This window comes from Kribbella sp. CCNWLW201, assembly GCF_037203805.1.
GTDB lineage: Bacteria > Actinomycetota > Actinomycetes > Propionibacteriales > Kribbellaceae > Kribbella.
In genome coordinates this window covers 1-22,975 of the sequence record NZ_JBBCBQ010000014.1, presented here as the reverse complement: position 1 = coordinate 22,975, position 22,975 = coordinate 1, and the positions used below count along the sequence as shown (strand labels likewise).

General features: G+C 67.2%; 20 protein-coding genes. 18 read left to right on the top strand and 2 right to left on the bottom strand.

From position 1 onward, the window contains the following. The first annotated feature begins 154 nt into the window (after positions 1 to 154). From V9K99_RS38480 to V9K99_RS38425, 12 genes are all read left to right on the top strand, one after another. Positions 155 to 1,465: an extracellular solute-binding protein gene (locus V9K99_RS38480; protein ID WP_337008658.1), complete on the top strand. Its 1,311-nt coding sequence runs from the start codon at positions 155 to 157 to the stop codon at positions 1,463 to 1,465. Then, positions 1,462 to 2,376, top strand: coding sequence for a carbohydrate ABC transporter permease (locus V9K99_RS38475; RefSeq protein WP_337008660.1), 915 nt, complete (start codon positions 1,462 to 1,464; stop codon positions 2,374 to 2,376). The genes V9K99_RS38480 and V9K99_RS38475 overlap by 4 nt, the downstream gene beginning before the upstream one ends. After that, positions 2,373 to 3,206: a carbohydrate ABC transporter permease gene (locus V9K99_RS38470; RefSeq protein ID WP_337008662.1), complete on the top strand. Its 834-nt coding sequence runs from the start codon at positions 2,373 to 2,375 to the stop codon at positions 3,204 to 3,206. The genes V9K99_RS38475 and V9K99_RS38470 overlap by 4 nt, the downstream gene beginning before the upstream one ends. A gap of 1 nt (position 3,207) precedes the next feature. Beyond that, positions 3,208 to 4,923: a GH39 family glycosyl hydrolase gene (locus tag V9K99_RS38465; protein ID WP_337008664.1), complete on the top strand. Its 1,716-nt coding sequence runs from the start codon at positions 3,208 to 3,210 to the stop codon at positions 4,921 to 4,923. Then, complete coding sequence (locus V9K99_RS38460; protein ID WP_337008666.1) at positions 4,924 to 6,309, top strand: NAD-dependent succinate-semialdehyde dehydrogenase; 1,386 nt, start codon at positions 4,924 to 4,926, stop codon at positions 6,307 to 6,309. Continuing rightward, positions 6,306 to 7,190: a dihydrodipicolinate synthase family protein gene (locus V9K99_RS38455; RefSeq protein WP_337008668.1), complete on the top strand. Its 885-nt coding sequence runs from the start codon at positions 6,306 to 6,308 to the stop codon at positions 7,188 to 7,190. Before V9K99_RS38460 ends, V9K99_RS38455 begins: the two co-directional genes overlap by 4 nt. Next, positions 7,187 to 8,872 carry a dihydroxy-acid dehydratase gene (locus tag V9K99_RS38450; RefSeq protein WP_337008670.1) on the top strand — a complete coding sequence of 562 codons (1,686 nt, stop codon included), beginning with the start codon at positions 7,187 to 7,189 and terminating at the stop codon, positions 8,870 to 8,872. Before V9K99_RS38455 ends, V9K99_RS38450 begins: the two co-directional genes overlap by 4 nt. A gap of 270 nt (positions 8,873 to 9,142) precedes the next feature. Then, the gene (gene nrdR, locus V9K99_RS38445; protein WP_132212494.1) at positions 9,143 to 9,637 is read left to right on the top strand and encodes a transcriptional regulator NrdR; all 495 of its coding nucleotides are present in this window, start codon (positions 9,143 to 9,145) and stop codon (positions 9,635 to 9,637) included. Between the two features lie 93 nt (positions 9,638 to 9,730). Further along, positions 9,731 to 12,616 carry a vitamin B12-dependent ribonucleotide reductase gene (locus V9K99_RS38440; protein WP_337008674.1) on the top strand — a complete coding sequence of 962 codons (2,886 nt, stop codon included), beginning with the start codon at positions 9,731 to 9,733 and terminating at the stop codon, positions 12,614 to 12,616. Positions 12,617 to 12,692: 76 nt separating this feature from the next. Beyond that, a complete protein-coding gene (locus V9K99_RS38435) occupies positions 12,693 to 14,321 on the top strand; it encodes a response regulator transcription factor (protein WP_337008676.1) in 1,629 nt (542 codons plus the stop codon). A gap of 65 nt (positions 14,322 to 14,386) precedes the next feature. Beyond that, the gene (locus V9K99_RS38430) at positions 14,387 to 15,457 is read left to right on the top strand and encodes a class I SAM-dependent methyltransferase (protein WP_337008678.1); all 1,071 of its coding nucleotides are present in this window, start codon (positions 14,387 to 14,389) and stop codon (positions 15,455 to 15,457) included. 64 nt (positions 15,458 to 15,521) lie between these two features. Next, on the top strand, positions 15,522 to 15,944 hold the full coding sequence (locus V9K99_RS38425; RefSeq protein WP_337008680.1) for a hypothetical protein: 423 nt from the start codon (positions 15,522 to 15,524) through the stop codon (positions 15,942 to 15,944). Positions 15,945 to 16,029: 85 nt separating this feature from the next. Here the strand turns inward: V9K99_RS38425 and V9K99_RS38420 are convergent, their stop codons facing one another. Next, positions 16,030 to 16,812 (bottom strand): aldo/keto reductase, encoded by a 783-nt coding sequence (locus V9K99_RS38420; RefSeq protein ID WP_337336427.1) that lies wholly within the window; start codon positions 16,810 to 16,812, stop codon positions 16,030 to 16,032. Between the two features lie 489 nt (positions 16,813 to 17,301). On the opposite strand from V9K99_RS38420, the gene V9K99_RS38415 reads away from it, so the two are divergent. Together V9K99_RS38415 and V9K99_RS38410 are read left to right on the top strand one after the other, a co-directional pair. Continuing rightward, on the top strand, positions 17,302 to 17,931 hold the full coding sequence (locus V9K99_RS38415; RefSeq protein WP_132157133.1) for a hypothetical protein: 630 nt from the start codon (positions 17,302 to 17,304) through the stop codon (positions 17,929 to 17,931). A gap of 187 nt (positions 17,932 to 18,118) precedes the next feature. Next, positions 18,119 to 19,258: a hypothetical protein gene (locus V9K99_RS38410; RefSeq protein WP_337008687.1), complete on the top strand. Its 1,140-nt coding sequence runs from the start codon at positions 18,119 to 18,121 to the stop codon at positions 19,256 to 19,258. 58 nt (positions 19,259 to 19,316) lie between these two features. Here the strand turns inward: V9K99_RS38410 and V9K99_RS38405 are convergent, their stop codons facing one another. Continuing rightward, the gene (locus V9K99_RS38405; protein ID WP_337008689.1) at positions 19,317 to 19,613 is read right to left on the bottom strand and encodes a hypothetical protein; all 297 of its coding nucleotides are present in this window, start codon (positions 19,611 to 19,613) and stop codon (positions 19,317 to 19,319) included. 140 nt (positions 19,614 to 19,753) lie between these two features. Here V9K99_RS38405 and V9K99_RS38400 point away from each other — a divergent pair, with 140 nt between their 5' ends. From V9K99_RS38400 to V9K99_RS38385, 4 genes are all read left to right on the top strand, one after another. Further along, positions 19,754 to 20,107 (top strand): helix-turn-helix transcriptional regulator, encoded by a 354-nt coding sequence (locus tag V9K99_RS38400; RefSeq protein WP_337008691.1) that lies wholly within the window; start codon positions 19,754 to 19,756, stop codon positions 20,105 to 20,107. Positions 20,108 to 20,138: 31 nt separating this feature from the next. Continuing rightward, entirely contained in the window at positions 20,139 to 20,342 is a 204-nt protein-coding gene (locus tag V9K99_RS38395) for a KTSC domain-containing protein (RefSeq protein WP_337008693.1), read from the top strand. Positions 20,343 to 20,424: 82 nt separating this feature from the next. Then, positions 20,425 to 20,652 (top strand): hypothetical protein, encoded by a 228-nt coding sequence (locus V9K99_RS38390; protein ID WP_337008695.1) that lies wholly within the window; start codon positions 20,425 to 20,427, stop codon positions 20,650 to 20,652. Positions 20,653 to 20,773: 121 nt separating this feature from the next. Continuing rightward, complete coding sequence (locus V9K99_RS38385; RefSeq protein ID WP_337008698.1) at positions 20,774 to 22,117, top strand: serine hydrolase domain-containing protein; 1,344 nt, start codon at positions 20,774 to 20,776, stop codon at positions 22,115 to 22,117. Positions 22,118 to 22,975: the final 858 nt, after the last annotated feature.

The window sequence follows — 22,975 nt, the reverse complement described above, 5'->3', positions numbered from 1 at the left end:
GACCACCTCTGGTTGGCTGACCCACCAGCGTGTGGGTTCGCACCCTGAAATCCGGTTGGCCAACCCGCCCTCTGGTGGGCGAGCCCATCAGAGGGCGGCCCTCCTGACCGCTGCCCCGGCTGTCCCACCCGCCGGCCCACGGCGACCCGTCGGCGTGAGCGGCTCGCGCGCCGACGCCAGGCCGCCAGGCCGGTCGGCCAGCGCCCTGTCCCGGCGGAAGCTGCTCGCCCTGGGCGCCGGCAGTGCGGCAGCTCTGGCCGGTTGCTCCTCGCCCTTCGACGACACCACTCGTGGTGGTGGACGGGTGCTGGAGTTCACCACCTTCTACACCGGTCCCGACGGCGCCTTGATGCAGACGATTGTTGATCGATACAACAGTTCGCAGGACGACGTCGTCGTACGGTTCTCCGCACCGGCGTACGGCGGTGACTACCTGACCAAGATCCTGACCGCCTCGCTGGCCGGCGCACCGCCCGCGATCATCGCGCTGCACAGCTACGAGATCCCGCCGCTGCGCCGCTTCCTGCACACGATCGACTTCAAGGATCTCGGCTTCAGCCAGGACGACTTCATCGACGGCACCTGGCAGCTCGCCAACATCGAGGGCCGCCAGTACGGCGTGACGATGAGCACCGGACCCGCGGCCCTCGGATACAACCGCGCCCTGTTCGAGAAGGCCGGCCTGGACCCGGATCATCCGCCGACCACCAAAGCCGAGTTCATCACCGCCGCCCAGGCGCTGAAGAAGTCTGGCCCGTGGGGCTTCATCCGCGAGACCGGCACCTTCAACCCCTGGCTCACCTTCAACTGGCAGGCCGGCGGCGACCTGATCGACGCCGACAGCCGCGCCCTGTTCGCCGAACCACCGGGTATCGAGGCCGGCCAGTTCGAACGCGACCTCGTGCACCGCTACCAGGTCGAGCCGGCCCAGCTCGCCGGGCCGCAGCTCGGCGCGCTGTTCCGCAACCAGAAGGTCGGCATGGTCTTCACCTTCCCCTGGGTGCTGTCCCAGCTGATGAAGACCAACGCCCAGCAGGGCACCCAGCTCGACGTCGCCCCGCTGCCGCAGTTCTTCGACGGGCCGCGCTCGGTGGTCGCGACCTCGCACATCTACTGCATCCCGAAGCAGCGCAAGAACGACGAATGGATCCAGGCCGAGGCACAGAAGTTCATCGGCTGGCTGGTCCGCGAGGGCAGCGCCGCCTGGGCCGGCGCGCAGGCACCCGCGAGCCGGGCCGCCGCCGACGCCATTGCCAAGAGCAACGACCCGGTGGTGCGCAAGATGGGCCTGTTCATCGACGAGGCCAAGCACGCCCGGTTCGCGCCGTACGCCTATCGCTGGAACCAGGCGTTTCAGTATCTGAACGACGCGCTCGACGACATCGTCTACCAGGGCGCGGACGTGGTGACCGAGCTTCGCCGGGCCGCGACCCGCGCGACCGAGAGCATGCGGGAGCCGAAATGAGCGTCCTCACTTCGAGAATTCCCCTCAGCCGTACGGCGGCCGAGCGGGAGAAGCCGCGGTCCTGGTCGGCCCTGATCTTCCTGGCCCCGTTCGGGATCCTGTTCCTCTTCCTCTGGGCGGTCCCGGTCATCCGCGGCTTCTATCTCAGCCTGACCGACGTCAACGTTGCCGAGGGCACCGGTGGCTTCGTCGGCCTGTCGAACTACGTCAACCTCTTCGGCGACGGCGATTTCCAGGCGGCGCTCGGTCACACCGTCCTGTTCGTCGTACTCAACGTCCCGGTTCTGGTGGCCGCGGGCCTGATCCTCGCTCTCGTGCTCAACCGCGATCTGTCCGGCCGCAACATGCTCCGCGCAGCCTTCGTCGGTCCGTACCTTCTTCCCGGTGCGGCCGTCGCGCTGATCTGGACCCTCGTTCTCGACCCGGTCGACGGTTCGCTCAACACGGTCCTCAAGGCCGTCGGTCTCCCAGCACAACAGTGGTTGACGGAACCCGGTCAGGCGATGGGGGCCGTCGTATTGTTGACACTCTGGTGGCGTGTCGGCTTCCCGCTGCTCATCCTGCTCGCCGCGCTCCAGGACATCCCCAAGCAGCTCTATGAGGCTGCCCGGATCGATGGTGCCAGCAGGTGGCAACAGTTCCGCTACGTCACGTTGCCCGGCATCGCACCCGTACTCGGTCTCGTCGTACTGCTGCGATTGATCGACTCGTTCAAGGTGTTCGAGCAGGTCTACCTGCTGACCCAGGGCGGTCCGAGCGGCAGCACTCGCGTCGTACTGCAGATGCTCTACGAGACCGGCTTCCGCGACTTCCGGACCGGGTACGCCGCCGCGATCGGCTGGCTGCTCGCACTCATCATCCTCCTGGTCACGATCGTCCATCAGGTCGTCAGCAGAAGGAGCGCCCGATGACCGCCCAACGCCGCCGCGCTCGCTGGCTCGCAACGGCCGCGGCTCTCGTCTTCGCGATCCTCTGGGGCTTGCCGTTGCTATGGACGCTGTCGTCGTCCTTCGAAGGCTCGACCACACCGGGCAGCCGGTTGTTGCCGAGTGATCCGACGCTGGCGAACTGGGAGATGCTCGTCGATCCCGGCGGTCGTGCGGTCAACATCTTCATTGCCTTCTTCAACAGCACGGTCGTTGCCGTGGTCTCCACAGTTCTCGCCCTGCTGGTCTGCTCGATGGCCGGCTACGCCCTGGCCAAGCTGCCGTTCCGCGGCAACGCGGCCGTCTTCGGGTTGCTGCTGGCAACGATGTTGATCCCCGGCGAGGTCGTCCTGGTCCCGCTCTTCCAGCAGTTCCGCGAGCTCGGCCTGCTCAACACGTACGGCGCCCTGGCGCTGCCACACATCGTCTCGCTGGTGGGCGTCGTACTCGTGCGGCAGTTCATCGTGAATCTCCCGCCCGACCTGATCGACGCGGCCAAGTCCGACGGTGCGAACGCCTGGCAGATCTACCGGTACGTCGTCGTACCGCTGATCCGACCGGCCCTGGCAACCCTCGGGATCCTGGTGTTCCTGGGGAGTTGGAACGACTTCCTCTGGCCGCTCATCTCGACCAGTTCGCCGAGTATGCAGACCCTCCCGCTGGCCCTCGTCACGTTCCGATCGGCGTACGGCGATGTCGACTACGGCGTCGTGATGGCCTCGGCGGCGCTCGCGATCACCCCGCCGCTTCTCGTCTTCCTCTTTGCCCAGCGATTCATCATCGCCGGCATCAGCAATACCGGACTGAAAGGCTGACATGACCAAGAACGCCTCTCCCAGCGACGTTCAACGCCTCCCGTATGCCCCCTCCGACCCGGACGCCACCCCTATCCGCACGGCCCGGGTGACCGTCGACGCTCAAGGCGATGTCGGCGTCCTCGCCCGCCCGTGGGCCAGCCTCGGGTACGACGAGATCAACTGGACCTACACACCCCAGGGCCGCCGGACACTGCAGACAATCGGCGGATTCGCGGAGATGCCGTACCACGTCCGGCCGCACAACATCTTCAACAGCGGCACCGGGCTGGGCCTGCCGCACTGGGGGAGTGGCAACGTCTACCACGAGGATGCGGACGGCAAGCCGTACTACGACTTCACCATCGCCGATCTGACGTACGACGCGATCGTCGGCACCGGCCACCATCCGCTGGTCGAGCTCGCCTTCACCCCGCTCGCGCTCGTGCCGGAGGAGGCGAAGACCGAGTTCCCGTTCGAGAACAGCCCGAGTCAGTACAGCGCCTACGAAGCCGGTTGGTGGTCCTACCCGCCGAAGGACTACGCGAAGTGGGGCGGCCTGGTCTCGGCCCTGGTCGAGCACTGTCTGGAGCGGTACGGCGTCGACGAGGTTCAGCACTGGCTCTGGGAACTCTGGAACGAGCCGGACATCTCCTACTGGCGCGGCACTCCGGAACAGTTCCACGACCTGTACGACGCGACCGTGAAGGCGATCCGCGACGTCTACCCGGCGGCTAAGGTCGGTGGTCCGGCCGTGACCGGCGGGGACCAGGGAGCGGTCTTCCTGCACGGCTTCCTGCAGGCCTGCGCCGACCGTGACCTGCCCGTCGACTTCGTGTCCTTCCACACCAAGGGCTCACACTTCACGCCCTGGCGCACGTATGGCCCGATCGGTGCTCCGGCGCCGGTGAAGGAGTCGCCGTCGACCCCGAAGATGCTCCGCGAGATCGATCGTGCCTTGCGCGTCATCGAGGAGTTCCCGCAGTACGTCGGGGCGCCGGTGATCGTGGACGAGTGTGACGCCTCGGTGCCGGCGCACTGGGGGATCTACGACAACGCGAACTTCGCCTACCGCAACAACGAGTACTACCCGGTGTTCCAGGCCAAGCTGATGAAGAAAGTCCTCGACCTCAACGAGCAGCACACCGCGAAGGTGCACGAGGCAACCACCTGGAGCTTCTCGATGGAGGGGGAGCGCTACTTCGAGGGCACCAGAAGTTTCGTCACCGCGTCCGGTATCGAGAAGCCGCTGATGAACGCCTACCGGGCCTTCGCACACCTCGGCGACCGTCGCCTGGCCGCCACCTCGGATCAGGCCGCGGACATCTCCGACATCAGTGCCTTGGGCAACGGGCTGGCCGAGGAGGTCGACGTCATCGCGAGCCGCGACTCGACCGACGGGACGGTTGCTGTCCTGGTCTGGCGGCACCGGGACGATCAGTACGCGGACGACCCCGGCACGACCCGGGTCGAGGTCCAGATCAACGGTCTCGACACCAGTGAGTGGACCGTGCAGCACTACCGGATCGACCACAGTCACAGCAACAGCCACACCGTCTGGCAGGACCAGGGCGCGCCGCAGGACCCGACACCTGAACAGCTCGCCGCGATCACCGCGCGCCAAGGTCTCGAGCGATTCGCGGATGACACGCAGGTTGCTGTTGACGGCGCTCTGGGCCTGGAACTCGAGCTACCCCTTCCCTCGCTGAGCCTCGTCGTCCTGACCAAGGTGGCCTGAATGTTCATCGGTGGTGCCTGGCGGGAAGCCTCGGACGGCCGGACGATCGACGTACTCAATCCGGCCACCGAGGAGGTCGTTGCCCAGGTCCCCAATGCGTCCGACGCGGACCTGGACGACGCCCTCGCCGCAGCCGCGTCCGGCTTCGCGACCTGGCGTCGTACGGCGCCTGCCGACCGGGCGGAGGTACTCGACCGGGCCGGCCGGCTCCTGCTCGACCGGGTTCCAGACATTGCCGCGATCTTGAGTGAAGAGCAGGGCAAACCGGTCGCTGAAGCCGAGGCGGAGGTCAAGCAGTCGGCTGAGTACTTCAGCTGGTTCGCCGGTGAGGCGGTCCGGTCCTACGGCAGGGTGTTGCCGACGGCTCCGGGCCGCCGTTCCTGGGTCGAGCGGCGGCCGATCGGACCCGTGGCCGCCTTCACGGCCTGGAACTTCCCGGCGTCCCTCCCGGCCCGCAAGCTCGCACCGGCAGTCGCGTACGGCTGCAGCATCATCGTCTGCCCGGCGATCGAAGCCCCACGTACGGCGGCCGCACTCGTGCGAGCCCTGGCGGACGCGGGTGTGCCGGACGGCGTGGTCAACCTGATCACCGGCGATCCGCCGCGGGTGAGTGAACGGCTGATCGGCTCGGACGTGATCGCGAAGATCACGCTGACCGGCTCGGTGCCGGTCGGTCAGACGTTGGTGCGGTCGTCTGCCGAGCGGTTGCAGCCGCTGACCCTCGAGCTCGGCGGTCATGCGCCCGTCCTGATCTTCGACGATCTCTCGGAGGACCAGCTTGGACGTGCCGCCGATGCGCTGGTCCGGGCGAAGTTCCGCAACGCTGGGCAGGTGTGCATCTCACCAAGCCGGATCTTTGTCCAACGGTCGATTGTCGACAATCTCGTCGCTGCCGTGCTCGAGCGAGTCGACGGGCTGGAGATCGGCCCGCTGGCCAACGCCCGTGGACGGGACGCGGTTGCGGCGCTGGTCGAAGGCAGCGGTGCCAAGGTGCACTGCGGTGGCACGAGACCCGACGGGCCCGGGTTCTTTTATCCGCCGACCGTGCTGACGGACATCCCGGCCGACGCGGCGGTGCTCCGGGATGAGCCGTTCGGACCAATCATGCCGATCCTGCCGTTCGGCGAGATCGAGGACGGGCTGGCTCAGGCGAACGCGGTGCCGTACGGCTTGGCGGCGTACGTGTTCACCACTGACCTGCAACGCGCCGACACCGCGGTCGCGATGCTGGAAGCGGGCATGATCGGTGTCAACGAGGTGGCACTGGCGGCCGCGTCCTCGCCGTTCGGCGGCGTGAAACTGTCCGGCTACGGCAGGGAAGGTGGCACCGAGAGCCTGGAGGCGTACACGGTGGCCACCGCGGTGACGACGAGAGGAGCGCCATGACGTTGGATCCCGGGGTGTGGGGTGTGCTGGCGACGCCGTTCACGGCGGACGGCTCGGCTGTCGACACCGAGTCGCTGGCCCGGCAGGTCAGGCACTACGAGGCGATCGGCGCGACCGGGCTGACGGTGCTCGGTGTCTTCGGCGAAGCGGCCCGGCTGACCCCGGTGGAACGCCGTACCGTGGTGGAGACCGTCGTAGAGTCTGCCGGCCTTCCGCTCGTGATCGGCATGAGTGCACTCGACTTCGAGGGGGTCTGTGCGGAGGCCGCGAATGTCCTGCCGGCGGTCGGATCTCGGCTCGCCGGACTGATGGTTCAAGTGAACTCCAGCGATCCGGATGCCCTGAGCAAACATCTGAACGATGTTGCCGACCGCACCGAACGACCGCTCGTGGTGCAGGACTACCCAGTGATGAGCGGCATTCCGATCGCCACGGCCGACCTGGTCGCCGCCGTACGCAAGGTGCCCTCGGTGGTCGCGGTGAAATCCGAGTCGTCGCCGAGCCCGCCCGCGGTCGCCGAGTTGGCGGCCGGACTCGACGTACCGATCTTCGGAGGACTCGGCGGTACCTGTCTGCTGGACGAGCTGGCCGTCGGTGCGGCCGGCGCGATGACCGGCTTCTCCGTCCCTGAAGGACTCCTCGCTTGCGTCGGAGCCTTCAGACGAGGTGGTTTCGAGGCAGCACGTGAGGTCTGGCGCGACTATCTGCCACTGGTGAACTTCGAGTTCCAGGCCGGTATCGCGCTCGGTCTGCGCAAACGCAGTCTGGTGCTGCGCGGTCTGATCTCGTACGACGCGGTCCGCCCGCCGGCCGCCGTACCGCCGGAGAGCATGTTGCGGCTGCTGGCCGAGCATCTCCGCCGTACGCCGGGTGCCCCGTGAGCGGGATCTACGGGGGCCTGGTCAGCTACGGCGACCGGGAGTTCTCGCGCTTCCTGCGGCGGGCGTTCCTGCATGCGAGCGGCCGGTCGCCGGAATCGCTGGACCGGCCGGTGATCGGTATCGCCACGTCCACCAGTGACTTCAACCCTTGTCACCGGCAACAACCCGAGCTGGTCAAGTCTGTTGCCCGCGGCATCATCGCCGCCGGCGGACTGCCGATGGAGTTCCCGACCATCTCGCTGGGGGAGAGCTTCCTCGAACCGACCGCAATGGTCTACCGCAACCTGATGGCGATGGACGTCGAGGAGCTCGTCCGGGCCCAGCCGATGGATGCCGTCGTACTGGTCGGTGGTTGCGACAAGACCGTGCCGGCGCAGCTGATGGGCGCGTTCTCGGCCGGCCGACCGGCGATCCAGCTCGTCACCGGTCCGATGTCGACCGGCCGCTACCAGGGTGAGCGGCTAGGCGCGTGTACCGACTGCCGTCGGTTCTGGGCGCGCTACCGGGCGGGCGAGGTCTCCGAGACCGAGATCGGCGAGGTGGAGCGCAACTTGGCCACCACTGCGGGGACCTGTGCGGTGATGGGGACCGCTTCCACCATGGCCTGCATCGTGGAAGCGCTCGGCATGGCGCTGCCGGACAGCGCTGCCGCGCCTGCTGTACACGCCGACCGGTTGCGGCTCGGTGAGGCGACTGGTGCCGCGGCGGTATCGATTGCGGTAGCGGGTCGTACGCCGGACCAGGTCGTCACGGCGGCGTCTGTCCGGAACGCGTTGCGCGTGCTGTTGGCGATCGGTGGGTCGACCAACGCGCTGATCCACCTGACCGCAATGGCTGGCCGGCTGGGCCTGGTGATCGATCCTGATGAGCTGAACGAGCTGAGTGAGACCACACCGGTTCTGGTGGAGCTCAAGCCGACCGGTGCGCACTACATGGAGGATCTACATGCGTCTGGCGGCCTCCCCGCCGTACTGCATGAGCTGAGGGACCTGCTGGACCTGTCTGCGCTCACTGTGACGGGAGAGACGCTGGGGGAGCGGCTGGGGGACGGGCCTTCCTGGGTAGACCGGGACGTCGTACGGCCGTTGAGCGAGCCCAGCCGGGAGAAGGGCGGGCTGGTGTGGCTGCGGGGGTCACTGGCTCCGTCTGGTGCGTTGATCAAGCGGTCCGCGGCTGATCCGGCTCTGTTCGAGACGACTGGGCGCGCTGTGGTGTTCAGCTCACTGGAGGACCTGGCTGCCCGGATCGACGACCCCGACCTGGACGTAGAGGCGTCCGACGTACTGGTGCTGCAGAACGCGGGTCCACTGGGTGCCGGCATGCCCGAGGCCGGCTATCTGCCCATCCCCGGCAAGCTGGCGCGGGCGGGCGTCCGCGACATGGTCCGCATCTCTGACGCGCGGATGAGCGGTACGGCGTACGGGACGATCGTGCTGCACGTGACACCGGAGGCCGCGCTCGGTGGACCGCTCGCCCTGGTCCGGACCGGCGACCAGATCCGGCTCTCGGTCTCCGAAGCCCGCCTGGACCTGCTCGTCTCGCCCGAGGAGCTGGAGAAACGCCGAGCCGACCTGCCGGCGCCCGCCGCACCGCCGGTGACCGGCTACCGAAAGTTGTTTCGCGACCACGTTCTGGGTGCGGACCAGGGCTGCGATTTCGACTTCTGCCGACCCGGTTCCTGACCGCCTCGGCGGGCCGTAGTTTGCGCCTCCAAAGGGTCATCCGGGCGGCGCCACGCGGGACTACACGGGGCCGCGCGAGTGTTGGAACAAAGAGACGCGCGCGGGATCTGGGCGTTCTTGCAAACTGTCGGAGCAGCGATCTAGGATCCCTAGATGTAGTGGTTACACGGGTGTAATTTTCCACAGGTAGTGGTCGGTTACACACAAGTTGTCCCCAGGCTGATCCACAGGACGCCCTCGCGGCGGCCTCAACGGGAGGAGTGATTCGTCGTGCACTGTCCGTATTGCCGGCACGTCGATTCCCGTGTGGTCGACAGCAGGGTGGCCGAGGACGGCGGAGCGATCCGCCGCCGCCGGCAGTGCCCGGTCTGCGAGAAGCGGTTCACCACTGTCGAGCAGATGCAGCTCACGGTGGTGAAGCGTTCCGGCGCGACCGAGCCGTTCAGCCGGGAGAAGGTCATCAACGGAGTCGGCAAGGCCTGCAAGGGCCGGCCGGTGGACGTCGACGCACTGGCCCGGCTGGGCCAGCAGGTCGAGGACGCGCTCAAGGCGAGCGGCTCGCCGGAGGTGCCCGCGCACGAGGTCGGACTCGCGATCCTCGGGCCGCTGCGGGAGCTCGACGAGGTCGCCTACCTGCGGTTCGCGAGCGTGTACCGGCAGTTCGAGTCCGCCGACGACTTCGAGACGGAGATCGCGCTGCTGCGGGCGGAGAAGGAGCCGGAAGGCACCGAGCCGCGCCCGCTGAAGCCGACCCAGCAGACGTAAATCGGGGAACAGCACCACCACGCGGTACCGGCGTTACTCAACGGGGCGGTCCCGACAGACCGCAGTAGTGCAGACACAGGGCGAGGAGCAACCATGACAGAGACGGTGACCGGCCACTCGGGGTCGACCAAGCGGTCGGCGGCCGGGTTCCGCGGGCGGAAGAACGCGCCCACGGGACTCACCATCGAGCGCATCTTCACGACCGAGGGAGTACATCCGTACGACGAGGTGACGTGGGAGCGCCGCGACGTCGTCCAGCAGAACTGGAAGACCGGTGAGACCGTCTTCGAGCAGCGCGGGGTCGAGTTCCCCGACTACTGGAGCGTGAACGCGTCCACCATCGTCACCACCAAGTACTTCCGTGGCGCGGTCGGGCACGACAACCGCGAGTGGAGCCTCAAGCAGCTGCTCGACCGGGTGGTCAAGACCTACCGCAAGGCCGGTGAGGACTACGGCTACTTCGCCACCCCGGCCGACGCCGAGGTGTTCGAGCACGAGCTCACCTGGATGTTGCTGCACCAGTACTTCAGCTTCAACTCGCCGGTCTGGTTCAACGTCGGGACGTCCTCGCCGCAGCAGGTGTCGGCCTGCTTCATCCTCGCCGTGGACGACTCGATGGACTCGATCCTGAACTGGTACAAGGAAGAGGGCCTGATCTTCAAGGGCGGCTCCGGCGCCGGCCTGAACCTGTCCCGGATCCGCTCCTCCAAGGAGCTGCTGCAGTCCAGCGGCGGTACGGCGTCCGGCCCGGTCTCCTTCATGCGCGGTGCCGACGCCTCGGCCGGGACGATCAAGTCCGGCGGTGCCACCCGGCGCGCGGCCAAGATGGTCGTGCTCGACGTCGACCACCCCGACATCGAGGAGTTCGTCGAGACCAAGATGCGCGAGGAGGAGAAGATCCGCGTCCTGCGCGACGCCGGCTTCGACATGGACCTCGGCGGCCGCGACATCACCTCGGTGCAGTACCAGAACGCCAACAACTCGGTCCGGGTCACCGACGAGTTCATGCGCGCGGTCGAGGAGAAGGGCGAGTTCGGGCTGCGGGCGCGGCTGGACAACTCGGTGATCGAGACCGTCGACGCGCGTGAGCTGTTCGACAAGATCTCGCACGCCGCGTGGGCCTGCGCCGACCCGGGCCTGCAGTACGACGACACCATCAACGACTGGCACACCACCCCGGAGACGGGCCGGATCACCGCGTCCAACCCGTGCTCGGAGTACATGCACCTGGACAACTCGTCCTGCAACCTGGCGTCGCTGAACCTGATGAAGTTCCTCCGCGACGACGACCTGTTCGACTCGGAGAAGTTCGTCAAGGCGGTCGAGCTGATCATCACCGCGATGGACATCTCGATCTGCTTCGCCGACTTCCCGACCGAGGCGATCGGCGAGACCACCCGCGCCTACCGGCAGCTCGGCATCGGGTACGCCAACCTCGGCGCGCTGCTGATGGCGACCGGTCACGCCTACGACTCCGACGGTGGTCGCGCACTGGCGGGCGCTATCACCTCGCTGATGACGGGAACGTCGTACCGGCGCTCGGCCGAGCTGGCCGGTGTCGTCGGCCCGTACGACGGCTTCGAGCGGAACAAGGACGCGCACACCCGGGTGATGCGCAAGCACGCCGCGGCCAACGACGCGATCCGGACCATCCACGAGATCGACAAGGACGTCCAGAAGCACGCCACCGCGGCGTGGGACGGCGTCCTGAAGATCGGTGCGAAGAACGGCTGGCGCAACGCCCAGGCGTCGGTGCTCGCGCCGACCGGCACCATCGGCTTCATGATGGACTGCGACACCACCGGGATCGAGCCGGACTTCTCGCTGGTCAAGTTCAAGAAGCTGGTCGGCGGCGGCTCGATGCAGATCGTCAACCAGACGGTGCCGCGGGCGCTGCGTCAGTACAACTACACCGAGGAGACGATCGAGGCGATCGTCGAGTACATCGCCGAGCACGGTCACGTGGTCGACGCCCCGGGCCTGAAGCCGGAGCACTACGAGATCTTCGACACCGCGATGGGCGAGCGGGCGATCAAGCCGATGGGCCACGTGCGGATGATGGCGGCCGCGCAGCCGTTCCTGTCCGGCGCGATCTCGAAGACGGTGAACCTGCCCGAGACCGCGACGGTCGAGGAGATCGCCGACGTCTACTTCCAGGGCTGGAAGCTCGGCCTGAAGGCGCTGGCCGTCTACCGCGACAACTGCAAGGTCGGCCAGCCGCTGGCGGACGGGAAGTCGGCGAAGAAGGCCTCCGACGCGGTCGCGGCCGAGGCCGCCGTCGCGGAGAAGATCGTCGAGAAGGTGATCGAGTACCGGCCGACCCGCAAGCGCCTGCCGAAGTCGCGTCCGTCCCGGACCACGTCGTTCAGCGTCGGCGGCGCCGAGGGCTACATGACCGCCGGCTCCTACCCGGACGACGGTCTGGGCGAGGTCTTCCTGAAGATGGGCAAGCAGGGCTCGACCCTGGCCGGGGTGATGGACGCCTTCTCGATCGCGATCTCGATCGCGCTGCAGCACGGCGTACCGCTGGAGACCTACGTCCAGAAGTTCACCAACCTGAAGTTCGAGCCGGCCGGTCTGACCGACGACCCGGACGTCCGGATGGCGCAGTCGATCATGGACTACATCTTCCGCCGGCTGGCCCTGGACTACCTGCCCTTCGACGAGCGGGCCGCCCTGGGCATCTACTCCGCGGAAGAGCGGTCCCGGCAGCTCGACACCGGCTCCTACGAGGCGGCCCCGGTCGAGGTGTCCGAGGCGGAGTCGCTGAAGTCCGTCGAGCCCACCCCGGAGCCGGTAGCCGAGGCGGCCGTCGCCAAGCCGGTCAAGGGTGAAGCGCACACGACCGCCGAGATGTTCGAGCTCATCACCGGCACCTCGGTCGACGCACCCCTGTGCTTCACCTGCGGCACCAAGATGCGCCCGAGCGGCTCCTGCTACGTCTGCGAAGGCTGCGGCAGCACCTCCGGCTGCAGCTAACCGCTAGCTGAAAGCGCCACGGCCCCCGGGAACTTCCCACTTTCCCCGGGGGCCGCAGCGCGTCTACCGTCGAGCTGTGGAGGAGATCAGTGGTCTCCTTGCGGCCGGGGAGAAGGCGCTCGGTGACGGGGACTGGGTGGCGGCGCGCGCCGCGTTCGGGTCCGACGGGGTCAGAGAGACCGCCGCGGGCCTCGCCGGGCTGGGGAGCGCGCAGTGGTGGCTCGGCGACGTGCGGTCCGCGTTCTCCTGCTGGGAACGCGCCTACGCGCAGTACCGCCGTAGCGACCCGGCCGAGGCCGTCTTCATGGCACTCGGCCTCAGCCTCCTGTACGACGCCAACTTCGGCGACCGTGCCGCGGCACAAGGGTGGGCGGCCCGGGCAGTCCGCGTAGCTGCAGAGGTCGGTGACCCCCTGCTGTCGGCGTGGGCCTCGCTGGCCCGAGCTGGGTCGGTGGACGACCCAACAGACGCTGCAACCTTGGCCGAAGCCGCGTACGGCGTCGCAGCCGAGGTGGAGGACCGGGACCTCGAGCTGTGTGCTCTCAGCATGTGGGGCTCGGCTCTCCTCAACCTGGGCCAGGTGATCGAGGGCACTGCCTTGCTCGACGAGGCTCTGGCCGGTGCACTAGGCGGTGAGGGCGCCCGGCCCGACACGGTCGTCTTCACCAGCTGTCTGCTGATGCGGTCGTGTGTGCGTGGCGCCGACTTCCTACGCGTGGTGCAGTGGACCCGCTCACTCGACGACTTCATCGAGCGCTACGGCTGCCCATACCTCCACGCCACCTGTCGAGCGTCGTACGGCGCCGTACTCGTTGCTACTGGCGACTGGCCACGAGCAGAGGACGAACTGGTCGCAGCAGCGGAGTTGGCGCGGGAGGCGCTACCAGCGGTCCAGGCGGAGGCTGCTGCGTTCCTTGCGGACCTCCGACTCGGACAGGGCCGCGTCGGCGAGGCACGTAGTCTCCTCACCGGCTTCGAGGACCGCACCGTCGTACGGCCCGTCCTGGCAGCTGCCTACCTGGCTGCAGGGGAGGTAGCGATGGCTGTCTCCCTGGTACGACGCCAACTCGACAACACGTCCCCGCTAGAGGAGGCCCGACTCCGTGAGGTGCTCGGCTCAGCCTGTCTGGCGACCGGTGACGTTGCAGGAGCGGTCGCCGAGGCAGAGCGGTTGTCTGCACTCGGTACGACGACCGACAGCGGACTGATCGCAGCACGCGCCGCCCGTCTGTGCGGACGGGCCCTTCTGGCACAGGGGAAGTCGCACGAGGCCATGTCCCGGTTGACGGCGGCCCAGACGTGGTTCGGCCTGCTGGAGATGCCTCTCGAGGTCGCCCGTACTCGGATGATGCTCGCGCACGCCATGGCTTCCGACGACCTCGCTCCTGCGGTGGCCGAGGCTCGGATCGCTCTCGCCGTGTTCGAGGACCTGGGTGCCGCTGTTGATGCTGACGCGGCTGCTGCCTGGCTGCGGGCTGCTGGAGCCACGGCCGCCCGTGTCGGACCCCGTGGTCTCGGTCTGCTGACCAAGCGGGAACGCGACGTCCTCGCCGTACTGGCTGAAGGGCTGCCCAATCCGGAGATCGCGGCCCGGCTGTACATCAGTCGCCGTACCGTCGAGCACCACGTGGCCAGCATCCTGTCCAAGCTCGGCGTACGGAACCGCACCGAGGCCGCCGCCTACCTCACCCGGGTCGGCGAATAGGCGAGTTCACCGATGCTCGCCGTGACGTCGCAGTGCGACGCTGCGGATGGCGAAGGGAGCTCATCATGACCGAGACATTGCTGGACACGCCCCGGGTGGAGGCCTTCGGGCAGCAGATGGTCGACGTGTTCAACCACGGCACCTTGGCGCTGTTGACGAGCATCGGCCATCAGACCGGCCTGTTCGACACGCTCGCCGAACTGCCGCCGTCCACCAGCCACGAGATCGCGGGTGCCGCGGACCTGTACGAACGCTATGTGCGTGAGTGGCTCGCTGCGATGACGGTCGCGCGGATCGTCGAGTACGACCCGGGACCTCGCACGTACTGGTTGCCGCGTGAACACGCCGCGTTCCTCACCCGAGCCGCGGGACCGGACAACCTTGCCGCTGCGACGCAGTTCATCTCGCTGGTCGCCGTCGTGGAATCGCAACTGGTGGAGTGCTTCCGCCATGGCGGCGGCGTGCCCTATTCGGAGTACACGGAGTTCCACCGGTGGATGGCCGAAGACAGCGGAGCGGTCTTCGATGCGGCATTGCTGGACGGCATCCTGCCGCTCGTACCCGGCCTGCCGGCGCGGCTGCGGGACGGCATCGACGTGGCCGACATCGGGTGTGGGAGCGGGCATGCGATGAACCTGATCGCTGCCGCTTACCCGAACAGCCGGTGCGTCGGCTACGACTTCGCCGAGGACGGGATTCTCGCGGCCCGGGCGGAGGCGGGCGATCTGGAACTGCGGAACGCGGAGTTCGTCGTACGCGATGTCGCCGAACTGGGGGAGTACGCACGGTTCGATCTCGTCACCGCTTTCGACGCGATCCACGACCAGGCGCATCCGGCCCAGGTCCTCGCCGGCATCGCGGAATCGCTCCGGCCCGACGGCGTCTTCCTGATGGTCGACATCCAGGCGTCGAGCAACCTCGAGGACAACCTGGACCACCCGTTCGGCACCTTCCTGTACGCCGCCTCGACCATGCACTGCACGCCGGTCTCGCTGTCACTCGACGGGGACGGGCTCGGGACGATGTGGGGCGAACAGAAGGCCCGGCAGATGCTGGCCGACGCCGGCTTCACCTCAGTCGAGGTCGCGCACGTCGAGGCCGACGCGTTCAACGCCTACTACATTGCCCGGAAGTAGGCAGATAACTGGAAGCGCTCCCAGTTATGATCGCGCTCCAACCTCATACCTGGGAGCCGCCCCGATGCCCACTCTGCTCAGACGCTTGTTCGCCATTGGCGCTGCCGGCGTCTTGACCACCGCCGTGTTGTCGACCGCCCCGGCGTACGCCAACACGCCCGCCAACTGCTACCACAATCCGTCCAAGGAACTCGTCAACTCCCGCCTCAGCGCAGCGGTCTACTGCACCGACGGCGAATGGCTCGGCGTCCACGACGACCAGGTCGACGGCCACAGCGCCCGCGCCGCCATCCAGCTCTACCAGAGCCAGGTCGGCTTCTGGTACGACGCCCACGAATGCTTCGACGACACCACGGTCGCCGACTACCAGGGCTGGTCCTTCTGCAACTTCTCCGTCACCGACGGAACCCTCGTCCGCATCCGCCTCTGGTCCCAGAAGAACGGCGTCGAGTCCTACTCCGTCGTCACCGGCTCCTTCACGACCTGAGGTGCTTCGCCCGGTACGACGTACGCCGGTTGTCGTCGGCGTGCGTCGTACCGGCTCTCAATGACCGGCTCTCAGTGACCGGCTTTCAGTGTCCGGAGCGGTCGGAGTCGGCGGCGGGTCGGGCCGTGCCGTCCAGCGCTGACAACGCTGCAATCTGCGCGTCGGTCAGGTCGAAGTCGAACACAGCCAGGTTCTGCTCGAGCCGCGCACGGTTCACCGACTTGGGAATCGGTACGACGCCCTGCTGCGTCTCCCACCGAAGTACGACCTGGGCCGCTGTCCTGTCGTGCGCCTTCGCGATCTCCTGGACCGTCGGGTGATCCAGCAGGTCAGTGCCCTTCCCCAACGGACTCCACGCCTCCGTCACGATCCCGTGCTTCGCGTGGAACTCCCGCTCAGCCTGCTTCGCCCACACCGGGCTCAACTGCACCTGGTTGACCTCCGGCGCCACCCCGGTCTCGTCGATCAGCCGCTGCAGGTGCGCCGGCTTGAAGTTCGACGTACCAATCGCCCGAACCAGACCGTCCTCCCGCAACGCGATCAGCCCCTGCCAAGCATCGACGTACCGGTCCTGATCCGGATTGGGCCAATGAATGAGCAACAGGTCCAGGTACTCCACGCCGAGCTTCTCCGCACTCGCCTCGAACGCCGTCCGCACCCCATCAACGCTGTGCCACCGCTTGTTGAACTTCGACGTCACGAACACCTCATCCCGAGGCACCCCACGCAACGCCCGCCCCACACCGACCTCGTTGCGATAGTTCTCCGCGGTATCCACCAACCGATACCCGACCTCCAACGCCTCCACCACAACCCGCTCCGCCTCCCCATCCCCCAACGGCGAAGTCCCCACCCCAACCCGAGGCATAACCACCCCACCCACCAACCGAACCCCATCCACCACACCAACCACCCTCTCCATCCCAACCCCCGCCACCGCACGCCGCCCCCCACCCACCCTGCCCCACTCCAACCCAAGAACGCACGCCACCACCCGAACCCCCCAGGCCGCCCCCAGCCCACAACCAGGCGACCCACCTCACCCCACCCCCGAGGTCCCACCCAACACCCGCCTCACCCCAATCCCAGGACCCACCCAACTCGAGGACCCGCCCCACCACCACGACTCGAGGACCCGGCCACCACCCCAACTCGAGCCCTCAGGCAGCCCGATCCGGCTCCGCCCCTTGGCGGCTTGCCGGGGACCGTACGCCGTACGGTGGCGGAAAACCCTGTGTGACAAGGCACACCGCGCACGGCGCGATCGTCTCAGCGCCGCGGAAGGGGGGCGCGAACTGTCGGGGCCGTGGTTCATCATGGGTGCGGCGGGGTCGGAACGTGCGGGAGGGGTGGGCGAATGAAGAACCGGCTGATCACTCTGGTGGACCTCGGTCTGGACAGCTCCTTCGACGCGTCGATGACCTTCGTCCAGGGCATCACCGGAAACATCAACGCCGGCTGGGACCAGCCGGTGATCGACGTGAACTTCGTCCGTACCCGCGACCACGAGACCGCGTTCTCCGCGCTCACCACCCCCTCGACCGTCCTGCACGTGATGGCACACGGTGACCACAGCGAGGAGCCGTCCTTCCTCTCCACCGACGGTCAGACCCAGGTCTCGCTGAAGTCCCTGGCCGACTGGTTCCTCGACCGGCAATGGGGCATCGCCAGCGGTGTCGTTATCGCCGACGGCTGCAAGACCGGCATCGGCAAGTGGCAACGCGCCATCCGCGACTGCCTCCAGGACGACATCACCTACATCGGCACCAGCACCGTCATCGGCTGGTACGAGGCAACCGTCTTCTGCTCCGCCTTCTACGGCGCCCTGGTCCGCAACCGCGGCCTCGGCCGCACCCCCGCCGAACAAGGCTGGGACGCCGCCAACCGAGCCATCCGCGCCTACGAAACCCTCACCGACGCCCGCTGCCCCTACAAACCAGTCCTCCTAACCCCCTCCCGCCGAGCCCTCCGCTCCCTCACCGGCTGAGCCCAACCGACACGCGGACGGGCGGCTACTTTGGGTTAGGGGTGGGAGACTTTCTGGTGGGCTCGTCGCGTGGCGAGGTTCCGTGCTCTGGGTTGTCGGTGCCCGGGTGGCGGGAGGACGGGGGAGCCGTCCGGTACGCATTGGCCGACCTGCTGACGTCCGCCCGACGTGGTGAAGGAACGCCACCATGAAGCTCCATCGCAACTCCCTCCTGACAGCTGCCGCCATCGTCTTGGTCTTGTACGTCGTCTGTCTCATCGTTGGTCTGCCGGGCTGGGCCGCCGTCGTGCTCTCGGTGGTGCTGCTCGTCCTGCTGGCCGTGGTCTGGAAGCAGCCCGACCCGCCTCGACCTGTCGTGACCACGCCGCCGTCCGCGCCCTCCGTCGTACTGCCGGATCGGGATCCCGTCTTCACCGGACCACCGTCGCGCACGGTTGCCGACGTACGTCTGCCGTCTGCCTCGCCCGACTTCCAGTTCAGCTTCTCGGCCGTCGTGCAGTGGTCGACGGTGCTGTCCGGTGCGCGGCATGCGGACCTCGGGGCGGTCGCCGTCGACGCGTTGCTCGAGCGCGCCCGGGCACTGACCGCGACCCAGCAGGTGACCGAGGAGTCGCTCAATCAGCACCGCCTGGCCGCGATCCTCGGAGAGCCTGCGCTCGACGAGAAAGGGCAGGTGCGCAGTTGGGCGACCGAGGTACGCCTTCGCCTGCCGGACGCGGACCAGAAGCACCTCCAGCACCTCGCTGCCCTGCATCGCCGGGAGCAGACCGCGTTGCTCGAACGCCGGATGGAGCAGGACAAACGCGCGTACTTGAAGGAGGACGTCTTCGCCACGCCCGGTTCGGCCGCCGTCTGGTGGTTGGTCAACAACCCCGGTGAGGTCGAGACCGCGCTCGGCCTGCTCGACACCCTCGCCGAGCTGTCCGCTGCGGCCAACGATCTCCCGGTACGGCGCTCGTCCGCCGACGTCATCGATCGCGCGAGGCCGACCCGTGCCGAGCTCGACTTCAACTCAGCCGTCGACCACCTCCTCGAAGCAGGCGAACCCGCACCTGGAAGCCCGACCACGGAGCCAGGCACCAGGTCCGTCCCGAGGCATGCCGGCCGGGAGCAATCGAACAGCATCAGCCCGAACAGCGGCGAAAGCACCGAGCAGCCACCGAACGACCGGACCAGCACGCGCCCTACCGACCATCGGCCCGACAACGGGGCCGTCCCGCCGTCGGCCAATGACGACACCGCGTCGAAGTCCGCCCGCAACGGCAGTACGAAGTCGCCGAGCGAGGAACCCGAAGGCAAGTACCGGGAACAGTTCTATTCGGAGTAGGTCGGTGAGGCGGGCCGGCTGCAGGGTGGGCCCGCCCCACCGAGTTCGGGTGCGCATGTCACCCATCCAGCCACTGGATGGTGGTCGCGCCGCTGTGACCATGGATCGCGAGGAGCGCGTCGATGCCGTCCGGCCAGACCGTGGTGGTCGGGTAGCGCCCACCCCAGTGCAGGGCCACCGTCCCGTCGGTCCACTCGACGCCCTCGGCGACGACGCCCGTACCGCTGACACCGGAGACGTCGACATGGCGGACCAGCTGGAAACAGCGTGGCCCGGTCTTGTTCGCAACTTTCAGATGACGCCGTCGCGGGATCGTCCGCGGCAGCGTGGTGGTTCGACCGCTGATCTCGTCCATGCCCCACAGTCAACGCCCGCGGCGGTGACCTCACCAGGAACCGAACCGGTATCCACAGGGCAGAAATTAGGCACTCTGCCGATCACCTGATCGCCGTAATCTGATTGCAAGGAGTGATCAACGCGCAAGGGGAGATACCGATGACGATCGTCGAGAAATGGACCGGCCGGCACGCGCATGCCCTGCGGGATGCGCTCCGGATGACCAACGAAGCCTTCGCCGAACACCTCGGCATCGCGCCACGAACAGTCACGAAGTGGCGCGAGCGCCCGGACATGGCGCCGAGCCCGCATCTTCAGCAAGCACTAGACACCTCACTCAGACAGGCGCCTAGTGACGCCCAGGTCAGGTTCGCCGCAAACCTCGGCCTGGACGAGCCGCAGATCGTGCTCGACCACACTGCGCTCAGCCAGCTCAACGTCGCACTCGGAGACCTGGCTCGCGCTGTGGCACGCCTCGAGTCTGCCGAGCCCGAGCGATCACCGGCACACTAAGGCGACGTACGTCGTACCGAAGGGAGCGCGGGTGAGGCGACGACTGGTGAACTCGTCGAGTGTGCGATCGGTCGGCTGGTCCGACGGCACGTTGGAGCTCGAGTACGTCAACGGCTCCACCTACCAGTACTACGACGTCCCGCAACCCACCTTTGCCGCTCTGCTCGCGGCGCCCAGCATCGGCGCGTACATCAATACCCACATCAAGCCGTACTACGACTACCGCGAGGTCTGACCAGGAACGTTTCTGTAGGCGTGGCGGCGGGAACCGGAGTGGCGATCAACACGGGGGTGCGCCCAAGCCCCAGGAGGTGGACATGCGCACTCGTAGAGCGTCTACGACCAGTTCCCGCACGGTGGCGATCATTGTCGTTGTCTGGCTGCTCATCGGCCTGGCGGCCGCCGCCCAGCGGAACTACTTCGCGGGGTCCGACGCGACGTGCGCCAAGGTGGGCACAACGCTGGTCACGATCGTCGTCGGCCCGCTCAACTACCTCGGTGCGAACCCGAAGATCGACTGCGCAACGCCACAGCCGTCGAGGTAGTGAGGATCACGAGCCTGCCGTGGACATGCCGCGGCAGGCTCGCGTTCGCACCGCGCCGACGAACCCACGCGCCGACCCGTCACGTCCGTAGGCTCCGAAGAACGAAGCCGAGGAGGGCGGGATGAGCGTTCTGTACGACGAGCTCGCAGCGGATCTCGAGAAGTTCCAGGTGCCCGGGGTCAGTTGGGCAGTGATCGATGGCGGCGAACTCGTCGACACCGGTTGCGCCGGCGTCGTCCAGGCCGGCGAGTCGGCCGCTGTCGTACCAGGAACGCTGTTCCAGGCTTGCTCGATCAGCAAGCCCGTCGCTGTGTTCGCAATGCTCCGATTGGTGGACCGCGGACTGCTGGACCTCGACGAGGACGTGAACCGTCGACTCACCTCATGGCAGGTCCCGCCCACTGGCCACTGGCAGCCGGTGGTCACGTTGAGACAGCTCGCCAGCCACAGCGCGGGGCTGACGGTGCACGGGTTCCCGGGCTACCGCCAGGGCGCCGCTTTGCCAACCACTGTTCAGATCCTCGACGGGACAGCGCCGACGAACACCTTCGGCGTCCGCGTCGACATCGTGCCTGGTACGCAGTTCCGGTACGCCGGTGGTGGCACCGTCGTACTGCAGCAGCTCTTGGAGGACGTGACCGGCACACCGTTCCAGCAACTCGCGCGGGAGCTCGTGCTTGAACCACTTGCCATGTCCAACAGCGACTACGCGCAGCCGCTGCCGCCAGCTCTTCATGACAAAGCGGCGACTGCCCACGACGAGTTGGGCCGGCCTATCCCGGGTCGCTGGCACAGCTACCCGGAGCTGGCCGCTGCTGGGCTGTGGACGACACCGACGGACCTTGCGAAGTTCGCGACTGCGGTCCAACAGACGTACGCGGGTGCGGACGGCGCTCTGCTGTCGCCGGCGCTTGCGCGTGAGCTCCTCACGCCACAGATCGCTGCAACCGACCGGATCGGTGGACTGGGCGAGCTCGGACTCGGTTTGTTCCTTGGCGATGGGGGAGTGCGATTCGGGCACAGCGGGGGCAACGCGGGGTTCCGCTGCCATCTGCTGGCTTACCGGGACACCGGACAGGGTGCAGCAGTGATGACCAACGGCGACAACGGCAGCTGGGTTGTCCAGAGAGCTCTTGCCGCGATTGCTAGGACGTACGAGTGGGACGGCTACCCGCAGGACATCGACGAGCCGGACCTGCCCAGTGACGAGGCGCTGGCGACTCTGGTCGGTACCTACACGCTGGACGGGCGACTGCAGTTGGACGTCGACCGCTGGGGGAGCGGCCTGGAGGTGACCTTCGCCGGTCAGCCTCCTCTTCGCTTCAGCGCGTCGTCGGCTACAAGGTTCGCTGCGGTGAACACCGACACCGAGCTCGAGGTCCGCGACGACGGCAGTCGGCTCGTCTTCATCCAGGGCGGAGCCGAGCTGGATTGCACGCGGGAACCGGCCGGCAGCCGGGAATAGTCGTCGACGGGGGCCGGTTACACCTGATGCCGTCCGGTACATGACCCCCGGGCCTCAAACTCAGCCGCTACGAGCGGCCACTCGCCGAGAGGCGTCTGCTGGACGGTGCGGTACGTGACAGGTGGGAGTCGGTTGACCGGCTCCCACCTTGTCTTGGACCCCGCGTCCTCCAGTACGGCGCGACGCGAGGACCGACGCGTACGACGCTGGGCTCGAGATAACCCGTGGAGCCACGCTTGTGTGGTGCGGCATCATGGGAGACGTCGCTCGCGGAGACGCGAGTGAGTGATGTGACCAGAGGGACGACCACTGCTTCGCGGCAGGTGCCGGCTGACCGGTGCCGAGGGCGCTTCGCGAGGGTTCGGACAAGGTCCGGGACCCCGATTTGCATCTGCACCGCGAATGTCAGTAATGTTCTTCTTGTTGGAGCGAGTGCGGGACGCGAAAGCGGCCGGTCACTCCAACAAACTCCCTGAAGGTCTCGGAAGCCGAAACACGCCTCGGCGGGTTTCGGTCACTGGGTCGCGCAGGGAGACTGGGACGAAAGAGGCCGATTTGACCGGCCCCGGACGAAACAGTAAAGTTGGGCGAGTTGCCCCGGAGCTTCAAACGAAAGTCTGAAGCGCGGTGTGCGTCCGATTCTTGAGAACTCAACAGCGTGCCGAAAGTCAATGCCGAAATTAGCATTAACCCCGTACACAGGCATTGGATGACTCTCTGCCCTTGGTCTTTGATCTTGGGTGTTGGTTGTCTGTTGTTCTGTGTCGGATTCCTTTGAAACATTTTTGATTCAAGTCAGTTTGATTGTTTCTGATTCAAAGGATCACTCGATGTGTCGACTCACCGGGTAACTGGTTT